Source organism: Flavobacterium panici, from assembly GCF_024499525.1.
Classification (GTDB): domain Bacteria; phylum Bacteroidota; class Bacteroidia; order Flavobacteriales; family Flavobacteriaceae; genus Flavobacterium; species Flavobacterium panici.
In genome coordinates, this window is record NZ_CP100437.1 from 3,544,048 (window position 1) to 3,557,647 (window position 13,600).

A 13,600-nucleotide genomic window follows, 5' to 3' on the forward strand; every position below is an offset into this window, starting at 1 on the left:
AGCTGCAATGTATGATTATATATGAATACTTCATACGATATTGGATTGCTTTAAAGGAAGTGTTACTGTAAATTCTGCCCCATTATCTTTTTCTCCCCCCGCAGTTATAATGCCATGGTGCCTTTCTGCTATTTTTCTGCACAGTGCAAGGCCAAGCCCGTTTCCTTCATACTGGTCTTTGGAATTCAATCTTTCAAAGGCGCCAAATATCCTCTCGGCGAAAACAGGATCAAGCCCGATTCCGTTGTCTTTGATTGTAATCTCGATAGCCTCCTGGCCATCAAGAGTGCTGGCACTGCAGGTGATGATAAGCCGTGGGGGCTGCTGTGCTTTGGAAAATTTCAGCGCATTTTGAAGCAGGTTATAAAATAACTGGGTGATGAGAATCGGAGCCCCTTGTATTTCAGGAAGATCACATGTGTTGAGGATGGCGCCTTTTTCGTTAATAATCAGTTCCAGATCTGTCTGTATGTCTTCAATAACCTCATTAAGGTCAATTTTTTCAATGGGCTGTTTGGTTTTGTTGATGGTGGAATAGGCAAGAATACCCTCTATGATATTGTTCATTCTCAGGGCGGACTGGCCTATTTTATGGATGTATACTTTGCAGTTGTCATTAAAAACACTGTCTTTTTCATTTTTTAGAAGGGTATTGAAAATCTTGATTTTTCGTACTGGCTCCCTCAGGTCATGACTCACGACATTGGCAAAATGCAGCAGATCATCATTGGAGCGCCTGAGTTCCTCGGTACTGGAGGCAACCTGCCTTTTTAGTTCCTGCTCAAATTCCCTCTGCTCGTTAATGTCCTGAATGATGCCAATGATCGTTATTGGCCTGCCATTTTGATTTTTGATAATCTTGCTGGTAATTTTGGCCCACTTAACGGATTGGTCATGGTTTATGATTCTGGTTTCATACGATATTTTACCTGTAGCTTCCGCTTCCAGAAGGGCTTTTTCATGAACTGCCAAATCCTCGGGATGCAGTCTGGCTATGAGCTCTTTGTAGGATATATCCTTATCAATAGACCAAATTGAATTAAATTTTCCGCAGGTCCTCATTTCCTGCGAGGCAAGGTCTATTTCATAAGTACCCATATCTGATGCATCGATAGCCATGCGCAGCCTTTCATCTGAACTTTGAATCTGCTGTTGGGCAAGCTGTAAATCCGTTATATCGGTACCGGTATTCATTACTGCGTAAATAGTTCCCTCCGGGTCCATAAGGGGTACAAAGCTATAGTTGAAATAATGTGTTTTGGTCACTCCGTCAATTAACAGGTCGACCTTTTTATTGAGGGCGTGAAAAGGAATGCCGGTCTTAAGAACGTTTCGGGCCTGCTGGAAAAAGTCATATTTCTTTATTTCAGGCAGTACATCGAGATAGTTCTTACCGATTACCTCAGCGCCCTTGCCCCATGTTCTAATCATCGCGGCATTGGCCAATTCAATTTTTAGTTCTTCCCCTGAGTATACTGCAATGGGCAAGGGAGCATTGTCCACTATATCATTTAAAAGCCTCATATTTCGGTACATAGTGATTGAATCTATTTTGAGCTAAGTTGTTTATTAAGTTGTTATATTTGCACTGCTTGACCAAAGGGGTTCATAATTGCGATGTACAGCACTATATTTTAATTATCGTTGTCCGCTGAAATTAAGTCACAGTAGATCAGTTAATTTTATAAAAAAAATAGCAATTCGCTAAACGCTCATTACCTGTATAAGATCCAGCATCTTTTAATGACCATTAAAGATCTTATTTTTAATTGTCGTTAAAATTGCGTCATTGCCTATAATTGAGCTGACATGAATTTAGCATGCTGCCGGATTGATGTTTACTGATAAGGAAATAAATCCCATTTATATAAATGGGATTTATAACTGCAGTTTTAAATACTAATTCAAATTTTTGCAGTTTATAAGATAAAAAAACGGTTTTAATATATTCCACCCCCTAAAGCCTTATAAAGCATCACCTGGGCATTGGCATTTTTTAATTGGATGTCAACGAAATCCAGTTCGGCCTGCAGCTTGTTTTTCTGGGCGCTGATGATTTCCAGATAATTGGCATACCCGCTCAGGTAAAGATCATTGGAGACATTCACTGCTATTTCCAGATGCTCTATCTCTTTGGATTTATATTTTAAAACGTCCTCAAAGGCTGCTGTTCTGTGCAGCAGTGCACTGAGTTCATTATAAGCTGTTGTTATTGAATTTTGATAGTGCAGAAAATATATTTGCTGCCTTCTGTTAGCGGTAAAAAAATTATTTTTGATCTGCCCTTTATTGAAAATAGGAGCGGTAAGTCCTCCGAGAAGCTGCCAGGCAAGTGAGCCGCTGTCAAAAAAAGTAGAAAAAGAAAACGAATTAAACCCGCCGTAGGCACCCAAATTTACACTTGGAAAAAAGGCAGCCCTGGCCGCTTTAGCATCAGCGCTTGATGCCTTCAGTTCAAAATATGCCTTGGCCACATCGGGCCTTTTATGAATGACCGAATCCACGCTTATTTTTTGATTTAATACCTCAAGGTGGCCGGACAAAAAATCAGTATTTCTCTCCACGGTGCCCCCGTATTCTCCAAGCAGGTTTAGCATTGCCTTTTCGGCCTGGTCAAGTTTAAGGTCAAGCTGCTCTGCCTCGGCCAATAAGTTATTGTTTTGGGCGTTGAATTGCTGTACCGCAAGCTCGGTGGCTTTTCCAACGGATCTCTGCGCAGAGATAATGTCCAGTGCCCTATGCTGGGTATTGAGGTTTTCTTTGTAAATAACAGCCTGCTTATCCAGTGCAATGAGCTGGTAATATAATTCTGCGATATCGCTGAGAAGTTTTGTCTGTAATAAACGGACACCTTCCTTTGAGGCAAAGTAGCGCAGGAGTGCCGCTTTTTTACGGTTCCTTAGCTTTCCCCATATGTCGGCCTCCCAGGATACCTTCGCGCCCAAAAATAAATTAGGTGTTACATCTGTGGCAATCCTTTGCTTTTCGCTGATGTTTTGTGAAAAGTTCGTATCAAAATTCCCAACACCATCCATGGTATATTTTCCGTAATGAGTCCCTGATATATCTGCCTGCAGGTCAAGAGATGGCAAAAGGGCAAGTTTTGCAGTCTTAAGATGCGAGTTGGCTATAAGTATGCGCTGCTCCATGATGAGATAATCAGGATTTTGAGCGATGGCTTTATCTAACAGCTTTTGTAACTTGGGGTCTTTAAAATACATTTCTATTTTTAACGGAACGAAATCTTTAAGATCTTCAACTGTTTTTCGGTTTTTTACATCAAAATTTTCAGGGAGTGCTTTCGGGGTTAAATTTTCATTGATTTTAGGAGCAGAGCAGGACGTAAGCAGTGCAATGCTGCCGTAAATTATATATCGGTTTATGATGTCTTTCATTTTAAATTTATTTTGTCAAAGATTTTTCAAGTTTTGCAAACAGGATATAAAGTCCGGGTATGATAATAAGTCCGAATACGGTTCCTATTAACATTCCCCCTGCAGCGGCTGTACCGATCGAACGGTTCCCCACCGCACCGGCTCCACTGGCAATACATAAAGGTATCAGACCTGAAATAAAAGCAAACGATGTCATTAGAATAGGCCTGAAGCGCAGTTTTGCCCCTTCAATTGCGGCTTGCGAGATATCACGTCCCTGCTTGTTTTGGGCCATGGCAAACTCCACAATCAAAATGGCATTTTTGGCCAGCAGCCCTATGAGCATAACCAGCGCCACCTGCGCGTAAATATTATTGTCAAGCCCGACGATCAAAAGTGCCAGGTAAGATCCGAAAACCCCTACCGGAAGGCTTAAAAGCACAGGGAAGGGAAGCAGCAGGCTTTCATATTGAGCTGCCAAAAGCAGGTAAACAAACAAGATGCATAAGGCAAAAATGTATATGGTTTGGTTTCCCGAGAGGATTTCTTCGCGCGTCATACCCGACCATTCGATTTCGAACCTGCCGGGCAGCTTTTCCGCTGCAATTTTTTCTACCGCAGCAATGGCTTCCCCCGAGCTGTACCCCGGAGCAGGTTCACCATTAATCATGGCAGACATGTACATGTTATATCGGGTCAGGACTTCCGGACCATATACCCTCTCAAGGGTGATAAAGGTAGAGAAAGGCACCATTTCCCCGGCGTCATTTTTAAGGTACATATCCAGAATGCTTTCCGGGTTTCTCCTGAATTGCGGACTGGCCTGCACCATTACCTTATACATCTGGGAGAAACGGATAAAATTGGTGGCATAAAAAGAGCCCAGCATCGTCTGTAGGGTTGACATGGCATTATCGACCGAAATTCCTTTTTTGGCGGCAAGATCATAATCGATATGGATCATATACTGCGGGAAAGTGGCGTCAAAACTGGTAAAGGAATTGAGAATCTCCGGAGAGGCATTTAATTCCTTAATGAAATTTTTGGTAACCTTGTCCGTATTGGTGATGCTTCCTCCTGATTTATCAAGAAGCCGCAGTTCAAATCCGCTTGTATTACCAAAACCCGGAACAGTTGGAGGAGCAAAAATTTCAATCTGGGCATCGGAAATATTCTTTGTTTTTTCGCTGAGCATGGCTATAAATTCGCTTACCGATATATCACGATGGTCCCAGTCTTTCAGGTTGATCATTCCCATACCATAAGAAGCCCCTGCGATTTCTGTAACAACACTGTATCCTGCAAGGGTAGTGACATTATCGACTCCCTTAATTTCTTTTGCCAGGCGTGTTACCTCATCGAGTACTTTTTCTGTTCGTTCCACCGTCGCGCCCTGCGGGGTTGTGACACTGACATAAATCATCCCCTGATCTTCCGATGGTATGAATCCCGAAGGAAGCAGTCTGCCTGCTCCCCAGGCAAAAAAGCAGAATAAAACAAGTAAACCGATAGTTACAGCAGTCCGGTCAGCAAATTTTGAAAGAATTCTGATATAGCCAGAGGTAACCTTGTCAAACCAGGTGTTAAAGCCGAGGAAAAAACGATGCAAAAATGTTCTTTTTTCACTATCGGGATTATGGGGTTTCAGCAATATGGCGCAAAGAGCAGGGGTCAGGGTAAGGGCGTTTATCCCGGAAATGACAATACTAATGGCCATTGTGAGTGAAAACTGCCTGTAGAAAACCCCAACAGGACCGCTAAGAAATGCTACGGGAATAAATACGGCACTCATTACAATTGTGATGGCAATAACGGCTCCGGTAATTTCTTTCATAGCGCTGATGGTTGCCGGCAGGGGGTCCATATGTTCTTCGGAAATTTTGACATGCACGGCCTCTACAACCACAATGGCATTATCCACCACTATTCCTATCGAGAGCACCAGGGCAAAAAGGGTAAGCAGGTTAATGGAAAAGCCCATCATGGACATAAAGGTAAACGAGCCGATAAGGGCCACCGGTACTGCCAGAACAGGTATTAAGGTCGAGCGCCATTCCTGAAGGAATATAAATACCACAAAAGCTACAAGGATAAAGGCTTCAATAAGTGTTCGCAGTACCTCATCAATTGAAGCATCCAAAAATCGTGATACATCATAGGCGATGCTGAATTCCATTCCCGGAGGAAAAGAACTTGTTTTGAGTTCAGCCATTTTTTCCTTTACGCTGGCTATGACCTCCGATGCATTTGAGCCCGGACGCTGCTTGAGCATGATAGATGCCGAAGGTTTTGCGTCGGTTTTTGAAACCATCCCATAGCTCATCGAGCCAAATTCAATTTTTGAAACATCTTTCAATCGCAGGACCGTTCCATCGGAATTGGCCCTGAGCGGGATTTCTTCATACTGGCCGGGTTCATAAAATTTCCCTCCGTATTTGATAACATACTGAAGCTGGTTGTCCAGCTTTCCGGACCCTTCTCCGACTTTACCCGGCGCTGCAGAGATATTCTGTTTTTGAAGCGAGGCAATAACTTCATTGGGGGAAATATTATAGGAAAGCATTTTTTGGGGATCAAGCCACACCCTCATGGAATATTCTTTCTGGCCCATAATTTCTGCCCTTCCCACCCCGTCAATTCTTTTTAGTTCCTGCAGGATATTGATGTCAGTGAAATTGAAGATAAACTGCTCGTCCTGAGATTTGTCAGTGCTGGTGATATTGAGATACATCAGCATACTGTTTACTTCCTTTTCGGTGGTGACCCCTGCGCGGATTACTTCTTCGGGCAGCTCGTCCAGTATGGTAGTGACCCGGTTCTGTACGTTTACCGCGGCCAGGTCCGGATCGGTTCCTACCTCGAAGAATACCTGTATGAGCGTTAAACCGTCGTTTGAGGTTACAGTTGACATGTAGGTCATGCCCGGAACCCCGTTAATGGCCCTTTCCAGCGGCAGTGCAACTGCATTGGCAGAGACTTCCGCGTTGGCTCCGGTATATTTTGCCGTCACGGTTACCGATGGGGGAACAATATCGGGAAATTGTGTTATAGGAAGCTGAAAAAGGGCAAGCAGGCCCAGCAGGACGATTATGACCGATATGATTAAGGACAATATTTTCCTTCTGATAAACAATTCTATCATGGTATGTTTTTTAATAATTAGTAACGCATTGAATCTTACATCTTCATCTCCTTGATATTGATTTTATCGCCATCACGCAGTGACTGGGTGCCTTCCTCTACAATAAGGTCGTTTTTTTTCAGTCCTTTGTTTAAGATGTAAACATCATCAAGCGTGCTTCCAATTATAATATTGGTCATTTTTATTAATCCTTCTTTGTTAACCACGAAAACAAATTGTTTGTCCTGTATGGAAAAAACAGCCTTTTGCGGAATCATAACCGCGTCCTTTTTAGGTTCGGAAATAATGAGTTTTCCCGATGTTCCGTGTTTTATAAAGCCATTTGGATTGTGGAATTTAGCTTTATACTGAATAGAGCCTGTCTGCCTGTTTATTTCCCCGTCGGCGGTTCTAAGTTCTCCCTTCTGGTTGTAAACCATGCCGTTGGGCAGGATCAGCTTGATATCCCCCTGATTAAGCGTTTTATCGGTCATCATTTGAAAATAGATATTTTCAGGTATAGAGAAGTAGGCATATACATCATCTAACTGCGATACGGTAGTAAGGAGTGACCCGTTCTCTACAAGGCTTCCTTCCTTAAAGGGGATACGGTCCACAGTTCCGTCAAAGGGAGCCCTGATAGTGGTGAAGTTAATCTGCTGGTCAATGGCCTTTTTCTCCGCAGCGGCGTGCGCCAGTTTGGCCGAAGCCGCCTCATATTTGGCCTTGGAGAGTTCCAGCTCCTTGTCCGCTATTACTTTTTTATCAAAAAGTGTTTGCGCCTGCTCAAGATGGACCGAAGCAATCCTTAGGTCTGCCTGTGCAGTCTTATATACCGCCTGTGCTTTTAACAACTGTATCTGCAGCTCGGCATCGCTAATTTTAAACAGGAGCTGTCCCTTTTTTACTTTTTGTCCCTCACTTACAAAAACTTTATCAAGCAAGCCTGGTATGCGAACGTGTATTTCTACATTGTTTTTGGCGTGCACATCTGCCACAAACCGGTTGGTGACGATGGTGTCTTTGAGCTCGACCCTGTAAAGGGGAACGGTTTTTAGAGCTTTGGATTTCTTTCTCTGCTTATCCCCGCATGAGCCTAGAAATAGAATGGATAAAACAGCTGAGAGAATTATTTTAGTGATAGTACTCATAATGGGGTGAAATATATAATCAGGCCGTCTGCCTGTAATATTTACAGGCAGTACAGTCATTAATTATGTTTGGATTTATGTTTTTTGAATGCTGTTTGGTGCTGGTGAGACACCTCGGTAATTAAATATTTTTACAACAGTACAATGCCTTTGCAAGTTATGCAAAGGATTTTCGATGAAAGTATTTAATAAAAAATAAAGGGTGAGCTTAATCTAAAAAAGCTGGTAGAGGTGCAGGTGAGTGTGGCGATCAATGTGATAAATGACAGCAACACCGTAAATCAAACGGCTTTTGCAGATGATAAAACGTACCAGTTTCGAGAAGTATGGTGTTTTAAGGGAACTGCTTTCAGAAGCAGTGGCACGAGAGCGTACTTTCTTTTTGATTTTACAATGAACGTCCGCATCTGTGGACAGGGATGCATCATAAAAAATTGTTTTTGCAGTTTTAAAGCCAAAATAAAAATCACTCTGCCCGGTTGGAAGAATTTGATGCGCGGACGGATATTTGCAGTTTCCCGTGCTTGCTGTATAGGAAAACAGAAATAATAAAATGCCGGCTATGAACTTAAACTGTTTCATCTAATCAAATAAGGGATTATACTTTTTCTCTGCAAAAGACAGGGCTAAAAATTAGTAAAGTCCCAAATATAGAGATTAGAGAGGCAAATAGCAAAGTATAATTCATTAAAATCCTATTTTTGCTACATTTCTATCAGAAAATACACAAAATTAACTTTAACTTCGGATCAGCAGCAAGGGTTTATATATCCGCTGTGCTATCTCCAGGCAGAGCATTATGAAATGGACAATCAACTGCCCAAATTATTCAAATATCATGGATTTAAGCCTGTTTCTGTAGGACTCCAAAACATCGGATTTGGTAATAAAACCGTAATATTTTCCATTTTTCAGTACGGGAAGAAATACCTTGTTGCTTTTTTCAAATTTATTCATCACAGTTTCCATACTGTCAAATAAATGGACTGTTTGAACCGGCTGGACCATTATGTCTTTTACGGCTGTATTTTTGATTTTGTCATTGTCAAAAATGATTTCCCTTATATCGTTAAAGTATACTATTCCTTGAAGCTCGTTATCATCACTTACCACGCCGAAAATGACCTGATCGCAATGCGCCAGAAGATCCGAGACCTTTTCAAGGTACTGATGCGTTTGAACGGTGAGATAATCTTTTTTTACAAGATCCTCGATATTCATGGTGCATAAAATGTTGGTGTCTTTGTTGCTGGTAAAAACATTCCCTTTTCTGGCCAGGTTCTTTACATCCAGAGAGTGTTTTTCAAAACGCTTTGAAATAGCAAAACTCACAGAGGCTACTATCATAAGGGGAATCATTAAGTCATATCCCCCTGTTATTTCAGCGATAAGGAAAATAGCGGTAAGAGGCGCATGAAACAGGCCGCTGAGGATTCCTGCCATACCCACAAGGGTAAAGTTGCTCACAGGCAGGTTTGTAAATCCGGTGAGGTTCAGAAATTTTGAGAAGAAATATCCCGCGTAAGAACCCAGAAAAAGCGAAGGGGCAAAGTTGCCGCCATTCCCGCCGCTTCCCAGAGTAATTCCCGAGGCAAAAGCCTTCAGCAGCATAGAAAGACCGACGAAGGCCAAAAGTATCCAGCTGTTGCTACTGTAATCGGCAAAGAGTGTGTTTTGCAGAATTTTTCCGGGATCCTTATCGGCAAGTGTTTTAATGCTTTCGTAGCCTTCGCCAAAAAGGGTAGGGAAAATGAAAATCATAAGTCCCAGGATCGAGGCACCAATTAAGGCTTTTCTGTAGGCTCCAAATTTTAAATGGGCAAAAAAGTGTTCTGTTTTTAAAAAATTTCTGGCATAAAAAACGGCTATGAAACCTGTAAAGATCCCCATTAGGACGTAAAAAGGGATATTATGGTAATCGAAGGTCTGTTTTCCCCTGAATATCAATAGTATATTTTCATTTAATATGATAGCCGATACCAATGCTCCTGTAGCTGCTGCAATCATGATAGGGGTAAAGGCCGAGATAGTCACATCCACCAGCAGCACTTCAATGGCAAAAAGCACACCGGCTATCGGGGCATTAAAAGCGGCCGCAATTCCGGCCGCAACACCGCATCCTATCAGCAGAGTACGCTCCTGGTAAGTAAGCCTGAACTGCTGGGCAAAATTGGAGCCAAAGGCCGCGCCGGTAATCACAATGGGGCTTTCCAGTCCTGCTGATCCGCCAAGCCCCACTGTAAGGGAGCTGGTAATAATCTGGGCGTACATCTGTTTTTTAGGGATGATGCTTGCCTTTCTGGCAACAATATATAATATTTGGGAGGTTCCTTTCTCCAGGGTGCCCCCCAATACTCTTTTCACTACAAAAACAGTCAGTACAATACCAATTACCGGAAGGATACTGTTGATGAAACTTAACTTTAATATGGCATTCATTGCCGTTGCAAAGGAATATACCCAATGGGCAAAAGCCTTTAAAAAAATTACCGCAAAGGCAGAAACAATGCCTATTAATATACTGGAAAGAAAAATAAATTGTTTTCTGGACAGTTTTTGCTGTCCTCTCACTAAGAATTGTTTTGCGTGTAAGAGAAGTATTTTGAACATTTTTTTGAATTATACAGTAGAAGTGCAAAGGTACTTCTAAAGATTCCTTCTCAAAGAATAAAATGTTAATGTAATGGTAATTTTAATTTAAACGCTCCAGGATCTTTTTCATCTGCCTGATTTCCCTGTCCTGTGATTGTATTATACTGTCCGAGAGCCTGCGCAGTTCAGGATCCTTTATATTGGCATTTTTGCTGCTCATTATTGCCGAAGAGTGATGCGGGATCATTGCCCTGATATACTGCGTATCACTGATGAAGGCCTGGCTTCTAAGGGCAGTTAATGCGAAGGTAAAGACTATAACGGCAATAGTGGCAATTACAGTATTTAATTTTTTACTGGCATACATATCCGGCATTAGTGCCAGCATTAACAATGCCATGGGCGCTGTCATTAAGAGTGCCATATAGGTTCTTGCCAAACTAAAGTAAATGTCATTTATTTTATCAGCGTTCAGGAACATCACCATGTACATGATGATAAAGGATGCAATGAGCATGAGTGCCATTTTTTTATAGGCCTTGTGGTTTAGATTTTCCATAATAAAATTAATTAATGAGTGTTATCTGATCAAATAATTCAGGTTTTGGACCAGCTTACTTTTGTAATGGGAAGAGGTATTTTCAATACACAAATATAAGTTCAAAAAGCCCAAAAGGGCTTATACTATTTTAAAGAATAATTACAGCTTTATCAGCAGATATAAAAAAGGGGTATAGGAATCAAGGGTAAAAAAAAAGGATACCTGTGATTGAATCTTAAGATACATTTGTTCGTATTTGGATTTATTTTCCCATTATCGGCTTGCCGTTTTAGCAGCTATTGCCTATTTTTGTGAAATGGCAAAACTGATTAACCTTAAGATTTTCGCGCATTTTTTTCAGTCCTCCTCATCGGGGGGCATATTGCTTCTGGTATGTGTTTTTGTGTCGCTTTTAATAGCCAATACATCCCTGGGGACATCCTTTAATGATTTCCTTGCCTACCCGCTGGGCTATGAGACTGCTTCTGTGCACCTTGAGTATCCTATTTTGTTATGGATCAATGACGGACTGATGGCTGTTTTCTTTCTTTTGGTCGGCCTTGAAATAAAAAGGGAAGTTATAGAAGGGGAACTCTCTTCGGTTCGTCAGGCAGCCCTTCCTGTTTTGGCTGCACTTGGAGGGGTCGCGGTCCCTGCTCTCATTTACTTTCTTTTTAACGGGCAGAGCCCTGAAACGGCAAAAGGCTGGGGGATTCCGATGGCTACCGATATTGCCTTTGCCCTGGGGATACTTTCACTTTTAGGCAATAAAGTCCCGTCGGGCCTTAAGATATTTCTTGCCGCACTGGCCATTGTCGATGATCTGATTGCCATTCTGGTCATTGCGATTTTTTATTCTTCGGAGCTTCATTTTCTTTATCTGGGCTATGCCGGAGCAATATTTGTTCTGCTTATGTTCTTTAACCGAATGGGGGTCAAGAATTTATTTTTTTACCTGCTGCCGGGCGCCCTTATGTGGTATTTTATCCATCATTCGGGCATTCACGCCACTATAGCCGGGGTGCTTGTGGCATTAGCCCTGCCCACCAATGAAGAGGATACTGATTCGCCCCTGGAAAAACTCGAGCATGCCCTTACAAGGCCGGTAAATTTTATCATTATGCCTATTTTTGCCCTGGCCAATACCAATATTGCTTTTGAACCCGAAATGCTCAGGGGGCTTACCGGAAATCTTGGTCTTGGCATCATCCTTGGTCTTTTTCTTGGCAAACCAATAGGTATTTTTGTAATGTCCTGGTTTTCTGTGAAGATCAGGGCTGCGGACCTGCCGGCTGAAACCACATGGATACATGTACTGGGCCTGGGCCTTTTGGGAGGAATCGGTTTTACCATGTCCATATTTATTGCCCTTTTGTCTTTCTCCCAGCAGGCATTTCAGAATGAGGCTAAATTTGCCATCTTAATTGCTTCAATACTTGCCGGTGTGTCGGGTTTCCTGCTTTTAAGCTTTTACAATAAAAAACAGCAGCAAAAATAATTTCATATTGCTTACTGCCTTTTGAAAAGTGCCGCATCTTTTACCGATAGGCGCTCATTGAGGTATTTTCTTAGTTTTTCAGTGTCATTCGCACTGAGGCTCTTTGGGGCATCGTAGATCACAGCGGTGATTGTTATGGTGCTGTCTTTATAGTTGGTAAGGGAGCTTTTGGCAATCGAAAGCGAATTGACATTGGGAAATAAGGTTCTTATTTCTTTTAAAAGCTGCCTGTTGTCAAACTTGTTTTTGGCCAGCTCTTTTTCAAGCTGTACGATTTTCACGTCTTTCACATTCATTTCATTCTCGCTGCTCTTGATCTGACTTAAAATATCGCCTTTTATGTCATTGAAGCGATCAGTGCTGTCCTGCCTGATATGAAGCTTGGTACCAATCAGGTATTTATTTCGATTAAGCCTGTTTTTAAGGTCTTTTATTTCTTCGGGGGAGAAACGCTTAGACAAAAAAGCAAGTTCGAGTTTTTTGTTCTGCGGGTTAAAATCGGTTTTTTTATACACAACGGTATATCCCTTACTGCTGAATTCATCGTCAATAAAAAGGTTCACGTTCTTTTTAAACTGCTGTTCCCGGTACAAGGAATAGGCCAGATAACTGCTGGGAGCCAGCATTGCGGTAATTAGAAAAGCAATAGTGTACTTTACCCGTTTTTGGTGTTTTTCATCCACCTGTTTAACGGCAGGGTAATTCAGGTACTTGATGATTAAAAAAGTGGCAATTCCGATAAATACACAGTTAATGCAATACAGGTAAAAGGCACCCAGGAAAAAAGTCCATTGCGCGGTGGCAATTCCATATCCTGCAGTACATAATGGCGGCATTAAGGCCGTTGCAATAGCCACACCGGGAATGGGGTTGCCTTTTTCTGATCTGGTAACAGCAATGACCCCTACAACACCGCCGAAAAAAGCAATAAGGATGTCATAGATATTGGGCGCCGTTCTGGCCAGCAATTCTGATTGCACATCCTTGAAAGGGCTCAGGTAAAAATATAAAGTAGAAACCACCAGGCTCACCACAGTGGCATTGAGCAAATTTCTAAGTGATTTTTTAAGCAGTGTAAAATCATATATTCCAAGGGCAAAACCAGCTCCTACAATTGGTCCCATAAGGGGTGATATGAGCATTGCGCCAATAATGACAGCCGTAGAATTCACATTCAGTCCTACCGAGGCCACAATTATGGCACAGGCCAGAATCCAAAGATTTGCTCCTTTAAAAGAAATGTTTTTTTTAACGGTTTCCAAGGTCTTTTCCCTGTCGTCCTCTCCTTCTTTTAGATTTAGAATATCAGTAATTTTTTTCATA

General features: G+C 41.9%; 9 protein-coding genes. 1 reads left to right on the forward strand and 8 read right to left on the reverse strand.

Going from position 1 to position 13,600, the window contains the following annotated elements; all coding sequences use genetic code 11:
- Positions 1-30: 30 nt before the first annotated feature.
- The 7 genes from NLJ00_RS14890 to NLJ00_RS14920 form a co-directional block, all read right to left on the reverse strand.
- Entirely contained in the window at positions 31-1,536 is a 1,506-nt protein-coding gene (locus NLJ00_RS14890) for a PAS domain-containing sensor histidine kinase (protein WP_256634354.1), read from the reverse strand.
- A gap of 404 nt (positions 1,537-1,940) precedes the next feature.
- Complete coding sequence (locus tag NLJ00_RS14895; RefSeq protein ID WP_256634355.1) at positions 1,941-3,395, reverse strand: TolC family protein; 1,455 nt, start codon at positions 3,393-3,395, stop codon at positions 1,941-1,943.
- Between the two features lie 7 nt (positions 3,396-3,402).
- Complete coding sequence (locus NLJ00_RS14900) at positions 3,403-6,516, reverse strand: efflux RND transporter permease subunit (protein ID WP_256634356.1); 3,114 nt, start codon at positions 6,514-6,516, stop codon at positions 3,403-3,405.
- Between the two features lie 35 nt (positions 6,517-6,551).
- Positions 6,552-7,706: an efflux RND transporter periplasmic adaptor subunit gene (locus tag NLJ00_RS14905; RefSeq protein ID WP_256634357.1), complete on the reverse strand. Its 1,155-nt coding sequence runs from the start codon at positions 7,704-7,706 to the stop codon at positions 6,552-6,554.
- Between the two features lie 153 nt (positions 7,707-7,859).
- The gene (locus tag NLJ00_RS14910) at positions 7,860-8,228 is read right to left on the reverse strand and encodes a hypothetical protein (RefSeq protein ID WP_256634358.1); all 369 of its coding nucleotides are present in this window, start codon (positions 8,226-8,228) and stop codon (positions 7,860-7,862) included.
- Positions 8,229-8,471: 243 nt separating this feature from the next.
- Positions 8,472-10,256 carry a chloride channel protein gene (locus tag NLJ00_RS14915; protein ID WP_256634359.1) on the reverse strand — a complete coding sequence of 595 codons (1,785 nt, stop codon included), beginning with the start codon at positions 10,254-10,256 and terminating at the stop codon, positions 8,472-8,474.
- A gap of 82 nt (positions 10,257-10,338) precedes the next feature.
- The gene (locus tag NLJ00_RS14920) at positions 10,339-10,797 is read right to left on the reverse strand and encodes a DUF305 domain-containing protein (RefSeq protein ID WP_256634360.1); all 459 of its coding nucleotides are present in this window, start codon (positions 10,795-10,797) and stop codon (positions 10,339-10,341) included.
- A 298-nt stretch (positions 10,798-11,095) separates the two neighbouring features.
- Here NLJ00_RS14920 and nhaA point away from each other — a divergent pair, with 298 nt between their 5' ends.
- The gene (nhaA, locus tag NLJ00_RS14925) at positions 11,096-12,277 is read left to right on the forward strand and encodes a Na+/H+ antiporter NhaA (RefSeq protein ID WP_256637478.1); all 1,182 of its coding nucleotides are present in this window, start codon (positions 11,096-11,098) and stop codon (positions 12,275-12,277) included.
- An 11-nt stretch (positions 12,278-12,288) separates the two neighbouring features.
- Here nhaA and NLJ00_RS14930 read toward each other — a convergent pair whose 3' ends face one another.
- A complete protein-coding gene (locus tag NLJ00_RS14930) occupies positions 12,289-13,599 on the reverse strand; it encodes a DUF389 domain-containing protein (RefSeq protein WP_256634361.1) in 1,311 nt (436 codons plus the stop codon).
- Position 13,600 lies beyond the last annotated feature (1 nt).

Excerpts from the sequence above, each read along its gene's own strand:
- NLJ00_RS14915 (WP_256634359.1), bottom strand. The coding sequence starts at position 10,256 with ATGTTCAAAATACTTCTCTTACACGCAAAACAATTCTTAGTGAGAGGA.
- NLJ00_RS14895 (WP_256634355.1), bottom strand. The coding sequence starts at position 3,395 with ATGAAAGACATCATAAACCGATATATAATTTACGGCAGCATTGCACTG.
- NLJ00_RS14900 (WP_256634356.1), bottom strand. The coding sequence starts at position 6,516 with ATGATAGAATTGTTTATCAGAAGGAAAATATTGTCCTTAATCATATCG.
- NLJ00_RS14930 (WP_256634361.1), bottom strand. The coding sequence starts at position 13,599 with ATGAAAAAAATTACTGATATTCTAAATCTAAAAGAAGGAGAGGACGAC.
- NLJ00_RS14920 (WP_256634360.1), bottom strand. The coding sequence starts at position 10,797 with ATGGAAAATCTAAACCACAAGGCCTATAAAAAAATGGCACTCATGCTC.
- nhaA (WP_256637478.1), top strand. The coding sequence starts at position 11,096 with ATGGCAAAACTGATTAACCTTAAGATTTTCGCGCATTTTTTTCAGTCC.
- NLJ00_RS14905 (WP_256634357.1), bottom strand. The coding sequence starts at position 7,706 with ATGACTGTACTGCCTGTAAATATTACAGGCAGACGGCCTGATTATATA.
- NLJ00_RS14910 (WP_256634358.1), bottom strand. The coding sequence starts at position 8,228 with ATGAAACAGTTTAAGTTCATAGCCGGCATTTTATTATTTCTGTTTTCC.
- NLJ00_RS14890 (WP_256634354.1), bottom strand. The coding sequence starts at position 1,536 with ATGTACCGAAATATGAGGCTTTTAAATGATATAGTGGACAATGCTCCC.